The organism is Saccharopolyspora rhizosphaerae (assembly GCF_003931915.1).
GTDB lineage: Bacteria > Actinomycetota > Actinomycetes > Mycobacteriales > Pseudonocardiaceae > Saccharopolyspora > Saccharopolyspora rhizosphaerae.
This window is the reverse complement of the sequence record NZ_RSAA01000020.1, coordinates 257,684-276,597: the sequence shown is the minus strand read 5'-3', so window position 1 is coordinate 276,597 and position 18,914 is coordinate 257,684. Positions and strand designations below refer to the sequence as shown.

13 protein-coding genes and 2 riboswitches are annotated in these 18,914 nt (G+C 70.0%); of the genes, 4 read left to right on the top strand and 9 right to left on the bottom strand.

Features of this window, described 5'->3' with window-relative positions; translation table 11 throughout:
* Nucleotides 1-137 precede the first annotated feature (137 nt).
* The 6 genes from EIL87_RS21330 to EIL87_RS21305 all read right to left on the bottom strand — a co-directional run bounded on the left by EIL87_RS21330 (nucleotide 138) and on the right by EIL87_RS21305 (nucleotide 6,697).
* Nucleotides 138-1,061 (bottom strand): PfkB family carbohydrate kinase, encoded by a 924-nt coding sequence (locus tag EIL87_RS21330; protein ID WP_125092342.1) that lies wholly within the window; start codon nucleotides 1,059-1,061, stop codon nucleotides 138-140.
* Nucleotides 1,058-2,479: a purine-cytosine permease family protein gene (locus EIL87_RS21325; protein ID WP_125092341.1), complete on the bottom strand. Its 1,422-nt coding sequence runs from the start codon at nucleotides 2,477-2,479 to the stop codon at nucleotides 1,058-1,060. Before EIL87_RS21325 ends, EIL87_RS21330 begins: the two co-directional genes overlap by 4 nt.
* 10 nt (nucleotides 2,480-2,489) lie before the next feature.
* Nucleotides 2,490-3,488: an ADP-ribosylglycohydrolase family protein gene (locus EIL87_RS21320; RefSeq protein ID WP_125092340.1), complete on the bottom strand. Its 999-nt coding sequence runs from the start codon at nucleotides 3,486-3,488 to the stop codon at nucleotides 2,490-2,492.
* Nucleotides 3,485-4,201: a GntR family transcriptional regulator gene (locus EIL87_RS21315; RefSeq protein WP_125092339.1), complete on the bottom strand. Its 717-nt coding sequence runs from the start codon at nucleotides 4,199-4,201 to the stop codon at nucleotides 3,485-3,487. The genes EIL87_RS21320 and EIL87_RS21315 overlap by 4 nt, the downstream gene beginning before the upstream one ends.
* 217 nt (nucleotides 4,202-4,418) lie before the next feature.
* Complete coding sequence (locus EIL87_RS21310) at nucleotides 4,419-6,242, bottom strand: AMP-dependent synthetase/ligase (protein ID WP_125092338.1); 1,824 nt, start codon at nucleotides 6,240-6,242, stop codon at nucleotides 4,419-4,421.
* Between the two features lie 197 nt (nucleotides 6,243-6,439).
* Nucleotides 6,440-6,697, bottom strand: coding sequence for a hypothetical protein (locus tag EIL87_RS21305; RefSeq protein ID WP_125092337.1), 258 nt, complete (start codon nucleotides 6,695-6,697; stop codon nucleotides 6,440-6,442).
* A 222-nt stretch (nucleotides 6,698-6,919) separates the two neighbouring features.
* Between EIL87_RS21305 and EIL87_RS21300 the strand changes: the two genes are divergently transcribed.
* The 4 genes from EIL87_RS21300 (at nucleotide 6,920) to metE (ending at nucleotide 13,037) form a co-directional block, all read left to right on the top strand.
* Nucleotides 6,920-8,059, top strand: coding sequence for a helix-turn-helix domain-containing protein (locus tag EIL87_RS21300; RefSeq protein ID WP_125092336.1), 1,140 nt, complete (start codon nucleotides 6,920-6,922; stop codon nucleotides 8,057-8,059).
* Nucleotides 8,060-8,087: 28 nt separating this feature from the next.
* Nucleotides 8,088-9,098: a helix-turn-helix domain-containing protein gene (locus tag EIL87_RS21295; RefSeq protein WP_125092335.1), complete on the top strand. Its 1,011-nt coding sequence runs from the start codon at nucleotides 8,088-8,090 to the stop codon at nucleotides 9,096-9,098.
* A gap of 433 nt (nucleotides 9,099-9,531) precedes the next feature.
* Nucleotides 9,532-10,299 carry a VOC family protein gene (locus EIL87_RS21290; RefSeq protein WP_125092334.1) on the top strand — a complete coding sequence of 256 codons (768 nt, stop codon included), beginning with the start codon at nucleotides 9,532-9,534 and terminating at the stop codon, nucleotides 10,297-10,299.
* Nucleotides 10,300-10,412: 113 nt separating this feature from the next.
* Nucleotides 10,413-10,636, top strand: a riboswitch (cobalamin riboswitch).
* 130 nt (nucleotides 10,637-10,766) lie between these two features.
* Nucleotides 10,767-13,037 carry a 5-methyltetrahydropteroyltriglutamate--homocysteine S-methyltransferase gene (gene metE, locus EIL87_RS21285; RefSeq protein ID WP_125092333.1) on the top strand — a complete coding sequence of 757 codons (2,271 nt, stop codon included), beginning with the start codon at nucleotides 10,767-10,769 and terminating at the stop codon, nucleotides 13,035-13,037.
* Nucleotides 13,038-13,566: 529 nt separating this feature from the next.
* Here metE and EIL87_RS21280 read toward each other — a convergent pair.
* The 3 genes from EIL87_RS21280 to rox all read right to left on the bottom strand — a co-directional run bounded on the left by EIL87_RS21280 (nucleotide 13,567) and on the right by rox (nucleotide 18,897).
* Nucleotides 13,567-14,625 (bottom strand): ribonucleotide-diphosphate reductase subunit beta, encoded by a 1,059-nt coding sequence (locus EIL87_RS21280; protein ID WP_125092332.1) that lies wholly within the window; start codon nucleotides 14,623-14,625, stop codon nucleotides 13,567-13,569.
* A 20-nt stretch (nucleotides 14,626-14,645) separates the two neighbouring features.
* The gene (locus EIL87_RS21275; RefSeq protein ID WP_233576448.1) at nucleotides 14,646-17,039 is read right to left on the bottom strand and encodes a ribonucleoside-diphosphate reductase subunit alpha; all 2,394 of its coding nucleotides are present in this window, start codon (nucleotides 17,037-17,039) and stop codon (nucleotides 14,646-14,648) included.
* A gap of 131 nt (nucleotides 17,040-17,170) precedes the next feature.
* Nucleotides 17,171-17,413, bottom strand: a riboswitch (cobalamin riboswitch).
* A 62-nt stretch (nucleotides 17,414-17,475) separates the two neighbouring features.
* A complete protein-coding gene (gene rox, locus EIL87_RS21270) occupies nucleotides 17,476-18,897 on the bottom strand; it encodes a rifampin monooxygenase (RefSeq protein WP_125092331.1) in 1,422 nt (473 codons plus the stop codon).
* Nucleotides 18,898-18,914 lie beyond the last annotated feature (17 nt).

The window sequence follows — 18,914 nt, the reverse complement described above, 5'->3', positions numbered from 1 at the left end:
CTCCGGGCAACGCTCCTGAAGCACGTCGGCACTCGCGGCGTACTCGTCACGAACCTGCGGCGGTGCGAGCTGGCTGAGTCCCCACCTGGAACGCTGCGGCTCCACCACAGGGAGCTTCCCCGCGCAGCGGGCGGCGTTCAGGCGGACCGGTCGGCCAGGAAGGCGTCGAGATCGGCGCGCAGCGGCGCGGTCGCCGGCCCTCGGCGCAGCACCGACAGGGCCGCTGCTGCGTTGGCGCGGGTCGCAGCGTCGACCAGCGGGGCACCCTCCAGCAACGCTGCGGCGAGGACACCGCAGTGGGTGTCCCCAGCTCCGTTGGTGTCCACCGCTTCCACCGGGAAACCCGGCACGCGGCGGATTTCGCCCTCCACCACGAGAACGCACCCGGCGGATCCGTCACGCACCACGACCGCCGCCGACGGACCAAGCCGACCGGCGAAGACCCGGGCCGCCGCCTCCGCGTCGGCCGCGCCCGACAGAGCGCGTGCTTCCTCGGCGTTGCAGCTGAGCACGCCGACGCGCGACAGCACCGCGTCGAGCACCTCGGCCGGGATGTCGGCGACCAGCGGGCACGGGTCGAACAGCACCCGCGAACGCACCCCGGGGAGCCAGGCCAGCAACGCCTCCTGGTTGGCGGCGTGCAGCAGGCTGTAGCCGCTGACGTGGACGACGTCCTCCGGACCGGTGCCGACCCGGGCCAGGTGTTCCGGCAGCAACCGCCCTTCGGCGCCGACACCGGTGACGAACGTACGCTCGCCACCGGGTTCGACCATCACCACGCAGACCCCGTTGTCGGAGTCGGCCTGCTGGGGTTGCACGACCTCGATCCCTTCGGCGCGCAACGCTTCTCGCGCCTGGTCGGCGAGTCGCCCGGTGCCGTGCGCGCCCGCGTGGACGACGCGGGCGCCCGAGCGCGCGGCGGCGGCCATCACGTTGAAGCCACCACCGACCAGGAGCTCGGTGCTCTCAGCGAGCACGTCCCCGCTGGGTGGCGGCAGCGACGGCACCCGCATCACCAGGTCCAGCACCACCTGCCCGGTGTGCACGAGACGACCGCTCATGCCGACGACTTCCGAGCGCCGCCGAGCAGCGCGTAGAGCCCGGCCGAGACCGCGAACGCGAGCACCCAGCCCAGGCCGTTCTCGCCCAGCCAGGTCTCGGCGAACAACCCGGTGAAGAAGTCGTTGCTGCTGAACAGGTAACCGACCACGATCGCCAGCGCCCAGGCGGAGAACGCGCGCGGCTCGACACCGCCCTTGTACCAGTAGGAACTGGTGCTGCGCATGTCCACCAACCCGGCCGGGTCGTAGGTCCGGCGGTGCAGCATGTCGGTGAGGAACACCCCGAGCCACGCGGTGATCGGGATGGCCAGCAGGCTGATGAAGGTGATGAACGGGTCGTAGAAGCTCTCCGCGACGAGCATGAAGTAGATCGAGCCGAGGAACGTCACGACCACGTCCACCGCGACCGCGTACACCCGCTTGATGTCGATGCCCATGGTCAGCGTCGTCAGGCCCGCTGAGTACACCGAGAGGTGGTTGGACAGCAGCAGACCACCGACCGCGGCGATCAGGTACGGCACCGCCATCCAGGCGGGCAGCATCGCGCGGATCGCGGCCACCGGGTCGCCGGCCTCGGCCAGCGCCGGATCACCCGCCGACAGCAGGCTTCCCAGCGAGATCAGCAGCACCAGCGGGATGCCCGCCCCGACCGCCGACGAGGCGACCAGCGAGCCGGCCTTGACGGCGGGGGACTGGTAACGCGACATGTCGGCGGAGGCGTTGGCCCAGCCGATGCCGGTGCCGGCGGCGATCGTGCCGACACCGGCGATCACCACGCCGACCGGAGCCGGCGAGGCCGCACCGACCGCGTGCCAGTCGATCGTGGCCACCAGACCGATCGCCACCACCACGTTGAGAGCGCCGAAAACCCACGTGGCCCAACGCTGCACGGCCACCAGCACCGTGTGCCCGAGGCCGGAGACCACCAGCGTCAGCAGCTCGAAGACCGCGATGCAGGCGATCGCGAGCACCGGCACCGCCTTGGCGTCCTCAGCGGTGCCCAGGATGATCGTGCACAGCGACAGCAGCGCGAACGCGGCGGTGGTGGTGTTGACGGTCTCCCAGCCCAGCCGCGAGATCAGCGACACCACGGTCGGGCCGGCGTTGCCGTGCACGCCGAACACCGCGCGGGAGAGCGTCAAACCCGGTGCGCCGCCACGACGTCCGGCGATGGAGACCACGCCGACGATCGCGAAGGACCCCACCGAACCGATGACCGCGACGATCGCGGCCTGCCAGAACGCCAAGCCTTCGGCGACGAGCGTGGCGCCGAGCGGGAGGCCCAGGATCGAGATGTTGGCGGCGAACCACACCCAGAACAGCTGCATGGGGTGACCGGTCCGCTCGTCCTCCGGAACCGGCTCGATGCCGCGCGTTTCCAGTGCGCCTTCCGCGGTTTCGGTGGCCTCTCGGACCATGCGCTCTCCTTCAGCTGCCGGACTTCCTCAGGTCGAGCAGACCGTCCACCACCGGTTCCAGGTCGAGTCCGTTGACCTCGCGCACCGTGGTGAGCAGGTCCACCGGGAAACCGGGAAGACCGTGCTGCGCACCGAGGATCGCGCCGAGGACGGCGGCGATCGTGTCGGTGTCGCCGCCGAGGCCGGCAGCCGTGGTCAGCGCTTCCACGGGGGTGTCGCCCAGCGCCTCGGCGAGGGCGAACGCGGCGACCACCGACTCCTGCACGGCGACGGACGTTCCGATGACCTTCGACACAGCGTAGGACAGCGTGGTGCGGTCCATGCCGCGCACCCAGCGCCGCGCCCAGCGGATGCGACAGGCGATGTCACCACCCGCGCACCACCAGCCCTTGCGCGCACCCAGCGCCGCGGCGTGTTCGGCCTGGTCCAGCGCGGTGGACAGGTCGGCGCCGTCGATGCCCGCCGACACGGCGGCAGCGACCGCGGCGGCGCCCGCGATGCCGATGTTGGTGTGGTGCGTGAGCTTGCTGGCCGTCACGACGGACTCGACCAGCTCGGTGAGCTCCGGACCGGTCGCGATGGCGACCGGGGTGATGCGCATGGCCGCGCCGTTGGTGGTGCCGCCGCGGCCGGTCTCCTCAGGATCGGCACCGGCTTCCAGCAGCTGCAGCGCGCGCTTGGTGGACGGCCCGAGCAGGTCGACCAAGCCGCGGGCGACCATGCCGGCTTCCCAGTCCAGCAGGGCCGCGGCGAAGACCCGGGGGTCGATGGTGCCCTTGCCGCTGATGAGCAGGTCGGCCACCAGCAAGGCTTGTTCGGTGTCGTCGGTGACGGTGCCGGCGGACAGGTTCGGCGAGATCGGTTGTTCGGCGACCGCGTCGCGCAGCGACCGGATGAAGCCGTAGTGGGTGACGATGTCCTCGCGCGACATCGATTGCGTCGGCATGCCCAGGGCATCGCCGATCGCGAGTCCGTAGAAGGCGCCCAGCGCGCGTTCGCGGCTGCTCATGAGCGGCCGAAGGTCAGGTGGAACTGGAACCGGTCGGGGTCCAGCAGGCTGGTCACCTGCTCGACGAGCTCGCCGTGCGCGGTGACGCTGGTGCGCACCGCCTGCAGGAACAGCTCGCCCTCGCGACGTTCGAGCAACTCGGCCATCTGCCGGGACAGACCCTTGGTGCCGATGCGTTGATCACCTGCGCTCGCCCGCAACCCGGCCGCCAGCAGCGTCGCGGTGATCGAGTCGTCGACCAGCCCCTTCTCGGGCAGCTCCCGGAGTTCGCCGGTGGACGGGATCAGCGAGGTCTCGACCGACACAGGACCAGCCGAGCGGTCGCGCCGCAACCGGCGGATCGCGATGAACTCCGGGAGCTCGAAGCGTGCGGTGAGCTCCGCGTCGGTGGTGCGTTCGATGGACAGCAGCTCGGTGCTGATGTCGAAGCCCGAATCGGCCAGGGCGGTCGCCCAGCCGACGGTCTGGTCCAGGGTGACGCCGTCGAAGGTGACGAAGGAGCCGACGCCGCTGCGGGTGGCGATGAGTTCCTGGCGCTGCAGCTCGGAGAGGGCGCTGCGCACGGTACCGCGGCTGACCTGGTACTTCTCCGCGATCTGGTTCTCACCCGGCAACTGCTCGCCGCGCGCGAGCCGACCCGAGCGGATCTGCTCGGTGAGCTCGGCGATCAACCGGTCACGTTTCCCGAAGGGAACCTGTCCAGTCCTGTCCATTCCTGTACAGTAGAACTACTCCCGGGTAGGCACAACGGATGACACGCCGACGGAGTAGCCGCCCGCGAGAACGCGTCCCGCGGAAGGAGAACCCGCCGGGGTTCCGTGGACCTCGTGCGCGGCTCCTGGTGCGCGAGACGTCCCGGGCGCTCATCACGAAGCGGCGGTGCCGCTGTTCCCGCACCCGGGAACAGCGGCACCGCCGCGTCCTCGGCTCTCAGAGCGACTCGACGGTGCTCGGGTACAGCTCTTCGAGCACCTCGCGGTGGTTGTCCGCCACCGCCTTCCGCTTGATCTTCAAGCTCGGCGTGACCTCGTTGTGCTCGATGCTCAGCTCGCGCGGCAGGACCTTGAACGTCTTGATGGTCTCGTGCCGGTTCAGCGTGGCGTTGAGGTCCTCGATCGCGGCCCCCACCAGCTCGTGCGTCTTCGGGTGTTCGGCCAGCTCGGCGTAGGACAGGCTGCCGAGGTCGTTGGCCCGCGCCCACTCGGCGATCGACTCCTCGTCGAGGGTCACCAGCGCCGAGCAGTACGGCTGCTTGTCGCCGAAGACCACCACGTTGGACAGGTAGGGGCACTGGGCCTTGAGCTTGCCCTCCACCGACTGCGGCGCCACGTACTTGCCGCCCGAGGTCTTGATCAGGTCCTTCTTGCGGTCGGTGATGCGCAGCCTGCCGGCTTCGTCGAGCTCGCCGATGTCGCCGGTGTGGAACCAGCCGTCGGCGTCGAGCACCTCGGCGGTCGCCTCCGGCATGTTGTGGTACCCGCGCATCACACCGCCGCCGCGCAGCAGCACCTCGCCGTCCTCGGCGATGCGGACCTCGGTCCCCGGCAGCGGCTGCCCCACGGTGCCGATGCGGAAGTCGTTGGTGCGGTTGACGAAGCTGGCAGCGGTGGTCTCGGTGAGCCCGTAGCCCTCGGCGATCAGCACCCCGGCGGCGTGGAAGAAGCGGGCGATGTCGGGGGCGAGGGCGGCGCTGCCGGAGATGAAGAAGCGCAGCCTGCCGCCGAACTTCTCGCGCAACTTGGCGAACACCAGCTTGTCGGCGATGGCGTGCTGGACCTTCAGCGCCAGACCCGGGTGCTTCCCCTCCTGCTGCAGGTGGGAGATCTCCAGGCCCACCGCGCAGGCCCAGCGGAAGATCGTGTACTTGAGCTCGCCGCCCTCCTTGGCCTGCATGACGACCTTGTTGTAGATCTTCTCGAAGATCCGTGGCGCGCCCGCGACGAAGGTCGGCCGCACCTCGGCGAGGTTGTCCACGATCTTGTCGATCCGGCCGTCGACGGCCGTCAGGTAGCCGGTGCGGATCTGGCCGACCTGCAGGACCTTGCCGAACACGTGCGACAGCGGCAGCCACAGGTACTGCACGTCCTCGGCGGTCATCTCGCCGGTCTCGTGCATGGCCTCGGCCACGTAGGTCCAGTTGGCCTGCGCGAGCCGAACTCCCTTGGGGTTCCCGGTGGTGCCGGAGGTGTAGATCAGCGTCGCCAGGTCCTCGGTGTCGACCGCGTCGACCAGCGAGTCGAACAGGTCCGGCTGGGCCTCGCCCAGCTCGCGGCCCTTGGCCTCCAGGTCGGACAGGCTCAGCACCCAGTCGCCGTCGGGCGTGCCGTCGAAGGTGATCACGCGGGCGAGATCGGGCAAGTGGGCCCGCTGCTCGCGCAGCTTGGCGATCTGCTCGTCGTCCTCGGCGAAGACGATCGTGGAGTCGGAGTCGGCGATGATGTAGGCGCAGCCCTCGGCCGTGGTGGTCGGGTAGATCGTGGTCGTGGCACCGCCTGCGCACATCACGCCCATGTCGGCGAGGATCCACTCGATCCGCGTGCTGGCGAGGATCCCGCACCGCTGCTGCGACCGCAGGCCGATCGCGTGCAGACCCAGTGCGATCGCCCGCGCCCGCTCCCAGGTCTGCGACCACGTGAGCGAGCGCCACTGGTCACCGTCGGGGTAGCGGAAGGCTTCGCTGTCTCCCGAGCGCTGCACGCGGTCGCGCAGCATGTCGGGGACGGAACGGAAGTCGGAGGTAATCGCGGCAGGCATGGCCGGAAAGTAATCGAGGTCACTCACCTGCGCAATGGAGTCCGGACAAATCGGTACGCGACGGTTCCGCTCCGCCGCCGGAATGGCGCCGTCCTGGGGCCCGGTGTGGCACCGGTGGTCGGTCGGCCCGGAGCCGATCGGCCCTCGGCGGACCCGTCGTCGAGCGGGTCCGCCTGGTGCCGACCGGGTGGTGATCATCAGGGGTTCGCCCCCGCGTTCCCGGCCAGCAGGACCAAGGCGAGGACCGACAGGACGGTGAACACGGCCGCGGGCGGGCCGAGCACCGAGCGGAGGATGCCGGCCAGGCCGGACATCGCCCGGGCCAGCACCACCGCGGTCGCGAACAACGCGACCAGGACTCCCAACAACATTCCTTGCAGAGCGGTGGACAGCGAATCCGGCGTGACGACCTGTGGGTCGCTTGCCGAGAGCACTGCCGGGAGTATCGTGAACATGCGAGCTCCCTTCACGGGTCGTGCCCGTTGCGAGGGTGATCGTGAGTCGCGTAGCGCCCCCGGTCGTGGCCAAACGATGTCCGGGGGCGTTCGCATGTCCGGCCGACGGTGAGTCGGCCGCGCGCTCTGGCGATCAGCCGAGGTGCCCCGCACCTCCCCGGGGTGAAATTTCACTTCGCCGTTGAAGTTCTTCGCCCGCGAGTGAAACGCGCCACGGTCAGTATGCGATCACCTCCACGGAGCGTCAACGTCTTGGTAGGTCGCGCACTTGCCGATGGCCGGTCGAGGTGCGAGTATCTGCAGGTCTTCAACGCTTCAGTGAATTTCGGTGAATTTTGGGACTCAGGTGAAGGAGACGGCGTGATGGCCCGTCCCGGGAGTCGGAACGACACCGGGGAGCTCGGCTCGCGACTCCGCGAGCTGCGGGAATCCCGTGGCATGACGCAACTCCGGCTGGGACGCGCCCTGGGGGTCGCGGTTTCCAGCATCTCGTCCTGGGAGAGCGGGGCGAAACTGCCGCCGCCCGCCCGGTTGGCCGATTACGCCACCTTCTTCGCCTCGGGAGCCAGCTCCGGCGGGGTGCCGCCGGAGAACGCGCTCACCGACGAGCAGCGCGAGCAACGCCTCAGGCTCAAGCGCGAGCTCGACCGGCTGCGGACCACCGGGGAGGTGCACGAGTCGGTGGAACGTGAAGCGCAGCAGGACTTCTGGCGCTTCCCCGACGACGGCCCGGTCCGCATCGTCACCGGCGGGCTCAGCGAGAAGCACTGGTCACCGCTGGGCACTCCCAGTGAACCCAACTTCCTGTCGCTGGCACGCTGCGCCGACCTCGACGCCGCGGTCGAGCTGTTCGGGCACGTGCGGGCGGCGAACCCGCGTTCCGACGTCGAGATCCGGCTGGAGTACCTCGGCGACGACGACCTGCGGGCGCACCTGGTCTTCCTCGGCAGCGGCGCGGCCAACCCGTGGGTGGAGTGGCTGACCGCCGGGTGGCCCGTCCGCCAGGTCCCCGACGAGGAGGTCGTGGACGGCTCGGTGTTCCTCATCGACGGGGAACGCAGGCTCAAGCCCGTCTTCCGCGGTGACCAGCTGGTCGAGGACGTCGGGCTGCTCGCCCGGATCCCCAACCCGAACAACATCCGGCGCACCCTGACCTTCTGCAGCGGGGTGTTCACCCGGGGCGGGTTCGGCGCGGTGCGCTGCCTGACAGATCCGCAGGCTCGGGACCGCAACCTCGCCTACCTGCACGACAACGTCGAGGACCTGACCAGCTTCGGGATGCTCATGCGCGTGCCGGTGATGCGGCACGTGACCGGCACTCCCGACCTGCAGAACCCGGCGAACCGGCTCTACGAGTGGTGACCGGGGACCTGATCTCGGAGGAGGCGGCATGGTGAGTGCGCTGCGGCCCGGCCTCGGCGCGCGGCTGCGGGAACTGCGCCAGGAGCACGGGCTGACGCAGGGAGCCCTGGCGCGCGTCTTCGGCGTGGCGGTGTCCAGCGTGTCGCAGTGGGAGAGCGGGGCGAAGGTGCCACCGCCGGCCCGGCTGGGCGACTACGCGACCTTCTTCGCCTCGGACGCTCCGTCGCGCGCGGCGAAGCTCCCGGCGCTGACGTCGCTCAACGACGACCAGCGCCGCGTCCGCACCAGCATCAGGGAGGAGCTGGAGGCGTTGCGCTCGAGCCCGCCGGCGACCGAGGCGGGAAGCGACGTCCAGCGGGACTTCTGGCGCTTCGCCGACGGCGGCCCGGTGCGCATCCTCACCGGGCGGGTGCCCGCCCGGAACGTCTCGCCGCTGGCCTCGCCGGAGCGGCGCAACTACATCGGGATGTCGGAATTCGCCGACGGTGACTCGCTCATCGAGCTCTACGGCCACGTCCGCGCGCTCAACCCCACCTCGGACGTGCGGTTCGAGATCGCCCGCCGCATCGATCCGAACGACCTGCAAGCCCACCTCGTGCTGCTGGGCAGCCCGAAGATGAACCCGATGCGCAAGCAGGTGCGCTTCGGCCTGCCGGTGCGCCAGGTCGAGGTCGACGACCTCGGGCACGGCGAGATCTTCGAGGTGGCCGAGGAATCGCGGCAGTACCGGCCCCGGCTGCACGACGACCGGTTGATCGAGGACGTCGGACTGCTCGCGCGGTTCCCCAACCCCTACAACGTGCGGCGGACCCTGACCTTGTGCAGCGGGGTGTTCACCCGCGGCGGGTTCGGCGCGGTGCGCTGCCTGACCGATCCGGAACTGCGCGAGCGCAACCACGAGCAGCTCCAGCACCGCATCGCCGACCCGGACAACTTCGGGATGCTCATGCGCGTCCCCGTCGTCCGCAACGCCACCGCCACCCCCGACCTCAGCAACCCCGACACCTGGATCAGAGCCTGGTCCCCGATCAAGACCTAGAAGTCCTCCAGAGGGAGGCTCTAGGTCTAGGACCAGTTCACACCGCCGCAGGTACGACGGACCCGCGGCGGCAGCGGCTGTCCCGGTGCGGATTCACCCCGAACGGCACGCACGATCGAGGCGGTCCGCGGTGGCAGCCGCCTCGTCAGGTGTGGGATTCCACCGGGCCCGCAGGCATCGAGGCCGCGGCGGCAGCCGCTTCTCCAGGTGTGGGACTCAGCCGGCACCGCCGCAGGCCCTGAGCGGCTTCGTGGCGAGTACGCCGAGACGCCGCGTGACGAATGCTCGAGGAGCGGCGCACGGAGTCCACGAAGCCGCTCAGGACCTGCCACCCGCGCCGCCACGCACAGCGGTCCACGACAGCTCCGAGAACTTCGGTGGGCGATTTGTCGGGGGTGTTGGTTACCGTGGCTGCAGTCGAGGAGGGAACGCCATGACGAAGCTGGATTCGACGCAGCCCCACGGGACACCGACCTGGATCGACCTGGGGGTTCCCGACCTCGACCGCGCGATGGAGTTCTACGGCGCGGTCTTCGGATGGCAGTTCGACGTCGGCCCCGAGGCCATGGGTCGCTACACGATGTGCCTGGTCGACGGGCGCGAGGTCGCCGCCCTCATGCCCAACCACGACCCCGACGCCACCGAGTTCTGGTGGAACGTCTACTTCGCCACCGACGACGTCAACACGACCGTGTCCAAGGCCGAGGCGGCGGGCGGGCACGTGGTCGTCCCACCCATGGACGTGATGGACAAGGGCCGGATGGCCATGGTCAAGGACCCGGTCGGTTCCCAGTTCGGTCTCTGGCACGGCAACCGGCACGTCGGCTGCCGGTTGGTCAACGAGCCGAACGCGTTGCTCCGCAACGACCTCGTCACCCCGGACCCAGGCCCGGCGCGGGACTTCTACGCCCAGGTGTTCGGCTTCAGCCTGGACAGCGACGAGTACCTCGGTGACGGCGACTTCACGTTCCTCCGCCGTCCGGACGGGCACGAGATCGGCGGCGTCCTCGGCGACCCCGGTGCCGCGAAGTCCTCCTGGGGAACCCTCTTCATGGTCGACGACGCCGACGCCACCGCAGCCCGGGCCCGCGAAGCCGGAGGCACCGCCGCCCCGCCCTACGACATGGTCTACGGACGGGTCGCGGAGATCGAGGACCCCTTCGGCACCCCCTTCTCCGTCGGCGCCCCCAAGTACGGCTGACCGGCTGCCGGGGAGCGGTGATGCGGATCTCCCTGGCGGCGGAACAGGTGTTCAGCCCGGAGGCGAGGCTCGCTGCGCGCGGCTTCGAGGGTTGTCCGAGACCTGAACGTGGTTAGGCTTGAGGTGCTGGTGGTTCGTCCGGTCGCGTCGTGAGCGCGAGGGGACGAGGCAAGAGGGAACCCGGTGCGAATCCGGGACTGCCCCGCAGCGGTGAGCGGGAACGACCGCCGTCATGAGCACTGGGCAACGTGTCCGGGAAGCGACGGCCAGTAGGTCCGGTCTTCCACGAGATCGGGTGCTCGCGAGTCCGAAGACCTGCCACCGGTGCGCGCGCCGACGGTGCGCGCTGGTCCGAGGTCTCGCGGGAGGACCTGGCCGACGACCGGTGGGCGACGTGCGTCTGCTGGTCGGCGCCCACCTGCCGCGACGTCCTCGACCGACGAAGTCGAGCTCGCGAGGAGAGAGCGTTGACCAGCAAGATCGGATCCACCGTACTCGGACATCCCCGGATCGGCCCGAACCGGGAGCTCAAACGCGCCCTGGAGTCCTACTGGGCGGGCCGCATCAGTGAAGCCGACCTCCGGGAGGTCGCGCGGGAGCTGCGCGCGGACACCTGGCTCAGCTTGGCCCGGGCGGGCCTCGGCTCGGTGCCGAGCGGCACGTTCTCCTACTACGACCACGTCCTGGACACCGCCGTCACCTTCGGCGCCGTCCCGCGCCGCTACGCCGAGCTGGGCCTCGGGGCGCTGGACACCTATTTCGCGATGGCGCGCGGCACCTCGGAGGTGCCTCCGCTGGAGATGACGAAGTGGTTCGACACCAACTACCACTACCTCGTGCCGGAGATCGGCCCGGACAGCCGGTTCTCGCTCAGCGACCGGACCGCGGTCGAGCAGTTCCGGGAGGCGCGCAAGCTGGGCGTGGAGACCCGTCCGGTGCTGGTGGGGCCGCTGACGTTCCTGCTGCTGAGCAAGCCCGCTGAGGACGGCTTCGACCCGCTGGACAAGCTGCCCGAGCTCACCGACGCCTACGAGCAGCTGCTCCGCGAACTCCACCGCGCGGGCGCGCAGTGGGTGCAGCTGGACGAGCCCGCGCTGGCCGCCGACCGCACGCCCCGGGAGCTCGACGCGCTGCGCGACACCTACCGCCGGCTCGGCGACCTGGCGGAGCGCCCGGCGATCCTCACCGCCTGCTACTTCGGTGACCCCGGCGAGGCCCTGGGCGTGCTCGCGGCGGCGCCGATCGAGGGCATCGCCCTGGACCTGGTCACCGATCCGTCCACTCAGGACAGGATCGCCGGAGCGGCGGGGTTGAGCGACAAGGCGCTGGTCGCTGGGGTGGTCGATGGGCGCAACATCTGGCGCGCCGACCTCGACCGCTGCCTGACCACGGCGGCGACGCTGCTCGGCTCGGCCCGCGAGGTCGCCATCGGCAGCTCCTGCTCGTTGCTGCACGTGCCCTACGACGTCGACGCCGAACCTGACCTGGACCCGCAGGTCGCGTCGTGGTTGTCCTTCGCAGCGCAGAAGGTCCGCGAGGTCGGCACCCTCGGCCGGGCGCTGAGCGAGGGTCGCGACGTCGTCGCGACCGAGCTCGCCGAGGCGCGCTCGGCCATCGCCGACCGCGCCCGGGCGGAGAGGGTGCGCCACCACCGCGTGCGGGCGCGGATCGAGGCGTTGCGGCCGGAGGACTCGCGGCGGGCGGACTACCGGACGCGGCAGGAAGCGCAGCAGGAGTCGCTCCGGCTGCCGCCGTTGCCGAGCACCACGATCGGCTCGTTCCCGCAGACCACCGACGTCCGCAAGGCCCGCGCCGCGTTCCGCGCCGGCCGCATCGACCAGTCCACCTACCGGCAGCGGATGCGAGACGAGGTCGAGCGCGTCATCGCGCTGCAGGAGGACGTCGGGCTGGACGTGCTGGTGCACGGCGAACCCGAGCGGAACGACATGGTGCAGTACTTCGCCGAGCAGCTCGAGGGTTTCGCCGCCACCGAGAACGGGTGGGTGCAGTCCTACGGTTCCCGGTGCGTGCGGCCGCCGATCCTGTTCGGTGACGTGTGGCGGCCGGAACCGATGACGGTCGAGTGGGCCTCGTACGCGCAGCGGCTCACCGACAAGCCGGTCAAGGGCATGCTGACCGGCCCGGTGACGATGCTGGCGTGGTCGTTCGTCCGCGACGACCAGACCCAGGCCGACACCGCCCGGCAGGTCGCGTTGGCCATCCGCGACGAGGTCCACGACTTGGAGGCGGCGGGCATCCGCGTGGTGCAGGTCGACGAACCCGCGTTGCGCGAGCTCCTCCCGCTGCGCGCCGAGCAGCGGCCGCCCTACCTGGAGTGGGCGGTGGAGTCCTTCCGGCTGGCCACCTCGGGGGTGTCGGAGGCGACGCAGATCCACACCCACCTGTGCTACTCGGAGTTCGGCGACGTCATCGACGCGATCGTGGCCCTGGACGCGGACGTCACGAGCATCGAGGCCGCCCGCTCGCGCATGGAGGTCCTGGCCGACCTCAACGAGGTCGGTTTCCAGCGCGGTGTGGGCCCGGGTGTCTACGACATCCACTCACCGCGGGTGCCCGACGCGCACGAGATGGCCGACCTGCTGGAAGCCGCGCGTGCAGCCGTGCCCGCCGAGCGGTTGTGGGTGAACCCGGACTGCGGTCTCAAGACCCGCGACTACGCCCAGGTCGAACCGGCGCTGCGCAACGTGGTCAAGGCAGCCCGCCAGCTCCGGAGCTGACGGGACCGGAACCGGGGCCGAGCTCGGCCCCGGCCGCTTCGGGCGCCCCGGCCGCTTCGGGCGCCCCGGCCGCTCCCGGCGAACGCCCGCCGAGGAACCCCCTGTGCAGCCGCGGCGCGCTGCAGCCGGTGCGGAAGGCGGCCAGCGACGAGTCAGCACACGCCCTCGGACCAGCTCAAGGGTGTGGCGGAGTTGCTGTGCCGGACTCCGCCGCGGCCGGGCGCTTTCGAACTTCGCGAGAACCTCGACGCCTGAAGTTCCCCGTCGAACTTCGCGCGAAGTTCGACGGGGGCCCAGTCGGGGGTGCGCACTGCCCCAGGTCCTCCAGCGGCGTCCTGGCGAGTACGTCGGGACGCTGCTGGAGACGTGCACCAGGTCGGGGTACGGGTTGACGGAAGACGTTCCACCTCTGACGCCGATCGAGCCGGAGGTCTCGCGACCGGCTTCCTGGCCGGGGAGGAGGAGCCCCTTCCGGGGCCCTCCTCCCCGCACCGCTGAGCACGAGAAACCCGTCACCAGAGCGACCGGGTCAGTCCCAGCTGAGGGAGGCGCCTGACTGGTACTCGGTGACGCGGGTTTCGAAGAAGTTCTTCTCCTTCTTCAGGTCCATCGCCTCCGACATCCACGGGAACGGGTTGTCGGTCTCCGGGAACACCGGCTCCAGGCCGAGCTGGGCGCAGCGGCGGTTGGTGATGAACCGCATGTACTGCTCGCACAGGTCGGCGTTGAGCCCGAGCATCCCGCGCGGCATGGTGTCCCGGCCGTAGGCGTTCTCCAGCTCGCAGGCCTCGCGCAGCATCGTGCGGGCCTCCTGCTGGAACTCCGGGGTCCACAGGCGCGGGTTCTCCAGCTTGATCTGGTTGATGCAGTCGATGCCGAAGTTCAGGTGGATCGACTCGTCGCGCAGGATGTACTGGTACTGCTCGGCGATCCCGACCATCTTGTTCCGCCTGCCCAGCGACAGGATCTGCGCGAAACCGGTGTAGAACCACATGCCTTCGAAGATCACGTAGAAGGCGATGAGGTCGCGCAGGAACGCCTGGTCGGCTTCCGGTGTGCCGGTCGCGAAGTCCGGGTTCTCCAGGTTCTGCGTGTAGCGCAACGCCCAGGCGTCCTTGTCGGCGATCGACGGGATCTCCCGGTAGGCGTTGAACAGCTCGCCCTCGTCGAGCCCCAGGCTCTCGCAGATGTACTGGAAGGTGTGCGTGTGCACGGCTTCTTCGAATGCCTGGCGCAGCAGGTACTGCCGGCACTCCGGGTTGGTGAGGTGGCGGTAGACGGCGAGCACGATGTTGTTGGCCACCAACGATTCCGCGGTGGCGAAGAACCCGAGGTTGCGCTTGAGCATGGTGCGCTCGTCCTCGGTGAGCCCGTCGCGGGACTTCCACAGCGCGATGTCGGCCTGCATCGACACCTCGGTGGGCATCCAGTGGTTGTTGCAGCCGGCGAGGTACTTGTCCCACGCCCAGCCGTACTTCAGCGGCAACAGCTGGTTGACGTCGGCTCGGGAGTTGATCATCGCCTTCTCGGAGACGTCGACCCGTCCTGCGTCGCGGTCGATGGTGCCGAGTCCGGTGGTGGTGCTCATCCGGGTCTCCTCCTGGGGGTTCACTGGCAGGCCTCGCAGTCGGTGTCGTCGACCGAGCAGACGGCGGCGGGCACGGCGTTGAGCTTGCCGTCGGTGCCGCGCAGCGTGGACTTCTCCACGTGGGTCGCGCTGGAGGACCGCAGGTAGTAGGTGGTCTTGAGGCCCTTGCGCCAGGCCAGCCGGTACAGCTCGTCGAGCTTGCGCCCGCTCGGCTCGGCCAGGTACAGGTTCAGCGACTGCGCTTGGTCGATCCACTTCTGCCTGCGCGCGGCGGCCTCGACCAGCCAGCGCGGGTCGATCTCGAAGGCCGTGGCGTAGAGCGACTTCAGCTCGTCGGGGACGCGGTCGACCGGCCCGACGGAACCGTCGTAGAACTTCAGGTCGGCCACCAACGCCTCGTCCCACAGCCCTGCACGCTTGAGGTCGGCCACCAGGTGCGGGTTGACCACGGTGAAGTCGCCGGACATGTTCGACTTGACGAACAAGTTGCGGTAAAGCGGTTCGATGGACTGGCCGACGCCGCAGATGTTGGCGATGGTCGCGGTCGGCGCGATCGCCATCACGTTGGAGTTGCGCATCCCGTCGGTGCGCACCCGGCTTCGCAACCCGTCCCAGTCCAGTGCGGTCGTGCGGTCCAGCTCGTCGTCGCCGCGCGCCTCGCGGACGAACTCCTGGGAGTCGATCGGCAGCACGCCCCGGCTCCACAGCGAACCGTCGAACGAGGAGTAGCGCCCGCGTTCCTCGGCCAGCCGGCTGGAGGCGTCGATCGCGTGGTAGCTGATTTCCTCCGTGCTGCGGTCGGCGAACTCCACCGCCTCCTGGGAAGCCATCGGGACGCGCAGCGTCAGCAGCGCGTCCGAGAAGCCCATCAACCCCAGGCCCACCGGCCGGTGCCGCTGGTTGGCGCGCTCGGCTTCGGGGATCGTGTAGAAGTTGATGTCGATGACGTTGTCCAGCATCCGCACCGCGGTGCGGACCGTCGCGGCCAGCCGATCCCGGTCCAGTCCGTCGGCGGTGACGTGCCGGGCGAGGTTCACCGAGCCCAGGTTGCACACCGCGACCTCGTCCGCGGCGGTGTTGAGGGTGATCTCGGTGCACAGGTTCGACGAGTGCACCACCCCGGCGTGCTGCTGCGGCGAGCGCAGGTTGCACGGGTCCTTGAAGGTGATCCACGGGTGCCCGGTCTCGAACAGCATCGTCAGCATCCGCCGCCACAGGTCCAGCGCGCTGACCCGCCGGAACACCCGGACCTCACCCCGGTCGGCTGCGGCCTCGTAGGCCCGGTAGCGCTCGGCGAACGCGACGCCGTAGAGGTCGTGCAGGTCGGGGGTCTCGTCGGGGGAGAACAGGGTCCACTGCTCGTCGGCCTCGACGCGGCGCAGGAACTCGTCGGGAACCCAGTTCGCGGTGTTCATGTCGTGCGTGCGACGCCGGTCGTCACCGGTGTTCTTGCGCAGGTCCAGGAACTCCTCGACATCGATGTGCCAAGTCTCCAGGTACGCGCACACCGCTCCCTTGCGCTTGCCGCCCTGGTTGACCGCCACGGCGGTGTCGTTGGCGATCTTCAGGAACGGGACCACGCCCTGCGACTCGCCGTTGGTGCCGTGGATGTGCGCGCCGATGCCGCGCACCGGCGTCCAGTCGTTGCCCAGACCGCCGGAGTACTTGGCCAGCAGCGCGTTGTTGCGGTAGGAGCTGAAGATCGACTGCAGGTCGTCGTCCACAGTGGTCAGGAAGCAGGACGACAGCTGCGGCCGGGTGGTCCCGGAGTTGAACAGCGTCGGCGTCGAGCACATGAATTCGAACGACGACAGCAGCCGGTAGAACTCGATGGCGCGCGCATCGCGGTCGTCCTCGCGCAGTGCCAGGCCCATCGCGACCCGCATGAAGAACGCCTGCGGCAGCTCGAACCGGGTGCCGCCGTCGTGCAGGAAGTACCGGTCGTAGAGGGTCTGCATCCCGAGGAAGTCGAAGGCCAGGTCGCGCTCGGCCAGCAGGGCAGCGCCGAGGCGGGGCAGGTCGAACCGGGCCAGTTCCGGGTCCAGTCGTCCGACCTCGATGCCGCGGTGGACGTAGTCGGCGAAGTAGGCGGCGTAGCGGTCCCGCATCTGGTCCTGGTCGGCCTGCTGCGGCGTTCCCGCCAGGTAGCTCAGCGCTTCGCCGCGCAGCTTGTCCAGCAGCAGCCGCGCCGTGACCCGGGCGTAGTTCGGCTCGGACTCCACCAGTGTTCGGGCCGACATGACCAGCGCTTCGCCGAGCTCAGCGTCGTCGATGCCGGGGTAGATGTTGCGCTCGACCTCGCTGAGCACCGCCGACGGGTCCACGTCGGGGAGGCCCGCGCAGGCCTGCTCGACCACAGTGGACACTCGGCCGCCGGTGAGCGGGATGGGTTCGGACAGTGCGGTGTCGGTCACCGGGACTCTCTCCTCGCGAGCTCGGAAGGCGTGCCCGGAACCGGCAGCGGCAGCACGCGAGGAGGCGACGGCGCGAGCGGTCGTCGCACGTCCGCGTGGACCCTCCCGCGAGGTCCCGGACGGCGCGCACGGTCGTGCGCGCGCCGGTGGCAGGTCTTCGGACTTGCGGGCGTCCGGGGGTGTCGGAGCTCCGTGGAGGCTCCGGCTCCTCAAGACCGGTCCTACTGGCCGTCGCTTCCCGGACGCGTGGCGTCCAGTGCGTGATGACGGCGGTCGTTCCCGCTCACCGCTGCGGGGCAGTCCCGGATTTCCACCGGGTTCCCTGTTGCCACACCGGACCGCGGGTCCGGTGAACCACCAGCGAGCGACACTCTACATCTTGGGGATCAGGCGCCGTCCAACACCAACATGGGCGTGTCGGAGCCGGAGTCATGCGTCACACGCGGTCACCGAACCACCGGGTCAGGCTCGCCTCCAAGCCCTCCTGCTCGTCGCCGACCCAGGCCACGTGACCGTCCGGGCGCAGCAGCACCGCCGGTGCGGTCAGCTGCTCGCTGACGTCGACGACGTGGTCGACCCGGTCAGTCCAGCCTGCGACCGACAGGGTCCCGGTCTGGTCGAGCAGCAACCCGCGGCCTCCGCGCATGAGCTCGTAGAGCCGGCTTGCTCGCAGCGGCATGTCGCGCAGCCTCCTGCCAACCAGGTCGTGGTCGTCACCGAAGTCGTAGCGGATGCCGATCGCGACGATCTTCTCGACGAGGTGCCGGTTGACCTCCTCGAAGTCCATCAGCTCGGCGACCAGCCGACGCGCTGCCCGCGCTCCGGCGTGGTCGGCCATCAGCTCGGCCTGGGCCCGGGTGTTGTCCAGCACCGCGGCCGCGACCGGGTGCCGCTCGGTCTCGTAGGTGTCCAGCAGTCCCTCCGGGGCCCAGCCGTGGACTTCCGCGGCGAGCTTCCAGCCGAGGTTGAACGCGTCCTGCACGCCGAGGTTGAGGCCCTGGCCGCCCATCGGCGGGTGGACGTGCGCGGCGTCGCCGGCCAGCAGGACCCGGCTGCAGCGGTAGCGCTCGGCCTGCCTGGTGGCGTCGCTGAACCGCGAGAGCCACCGCGGCGAGTGCACTCCGAAATCGGTTCCCGCCCACGCCCGCAGCTGGCGCGTGAACTCCTCGAACGTCGGCGGTGTCGAGCGGTCTTCAGCCACGCCGTCGGCGGGCACGATGACGCGGTGCACCTCGCCGTCGACGGGGGTCAGCCCGAAGATCCGCTGCCGCTTGTTCACCTCGGCCTGCACCGCGCGGACCTGCTCCGGTGGATCGGCCACCAGCATCTCGCCGAGCAGCGTCTCCGACCGTGCGGGCTCGCCGGGGAAGCCGATGCCGAGCAGCTTGCGGACCGTGCTGCGGCCACCGTCGCACCCGACGAGGTAGCGCGTCCGGAGCCGGGATCCGTCGGCCAGCTCGACCGACACCGAGTTCTCGTCCTGGTCGAGCCCGACGACCTCGCAGCCGCGCCGGACCTCGGCACCGAGTCCGAGGGCGTGCTCGGCCAGCAACCGGTCGATCTTCGGCTGCGGGATGCCGAGCACGTAGCCGTGCGCGGTGTCCAGTTCCGGGGCCGGTTTCTGGATCCCGGCGAAGAACCCGTGCAGCGGGTACCGCGTTCCCTCCTCGAGGAAGCGGTCCAGGAACCCGCGCTGGTCGACGACCTCGATGCTGCGCACGTGCAGCCCCAGCGCCCGCACCACCTCCGTCGGCGCGGTCTTCTCGTCGAGCACCACGACCCGCACCTCGTGCAGCCGCAGTTCCGCCGCCAGCGTCAAACCGGTCGGACCGGCACCGGCGATGACAACGTCGAACATCAGTCGAACCCCCGCGA

Bases quoted from the DNA above. Each gene is read 5' to 3' on its own strand.
- EIL87_RS21315 (WP_125092339.1), bottom strand. From the start codon at position 4,201: ATGGACAGGACTGGACAGGTTCCCTTCGGGAAACGTGACCGGTTGATC.
- EIL87_RS21325 (WP_125092341.1), bottom strand. From the start codon at position 2,479: ATGGTCCGAGAGGCCACCGAAACCGCGGAAGGCGCACTGGAAACGCGC.
- EIL87_RS21295 (WP_125092335.1), top strand. From the start codon at position 8,088: ATGGTGAGTGCGCTGCGGCCCGGCCTCGGCGCGCGGCTGCGGGAACTG.
- EIL87_RS21305 (WP_125092337.1), bottom strand. From the start codon at position 6,697: ATGTTCACGATACTCCCGGCAGTGCTCTCGGCAAGCGACCCACAGGTC.
- EIL87_RS21280 (WP_125092332.1), bottom strand. From the start codon at position 14,625: ATGAGCACCACCACCGGACTCGGCACCATCGACCGCGACGCAGGACGG.
- EIL87_RS21330 (WP_125092342.1), bottom strand. From the start codon at position 1,061: ATGAGCGGTCGTCTCGTGCACACCGGGCAGGTGGTGCTGGACCTGGTG.
- EIL87_RS21310 (WP_125092338.1), bottom strand. From the start codon at position 6,242: ATGCCTGCCGCGATTACCTCCGACTTCCGTTCCGTCCCCGACATGCTG.
- EIL87_RS21320 (WP_125092340.1), bottom strand. From the start codon at position 3,488: ATGAGCAGCCGCGAACGCGCGCTGGGCGCCTTCTACGGACTCGCGATC.
- EIL87_RS21290 (WP_125092334.1), top strand. From the start codon at position 9,532: ATGACGAAGCTGGATTCGACGCAGCCCCACGGGACACCGACCTGGATC.
- rox (WP_125092331.1), bottom strand. From the start codon at position 18,897: ATGTTCGACGTTGTCATCGCCGGTGCCGGTCCGACCGGTTTGACGCTG.
- EIL87_RS21300 (WP_125092336.1), top strand. From the start codon at position 6,920: ATGCGATCACCTCCACGGAGCGTCAACGTCTTGGTAGGTCGCGCACTT.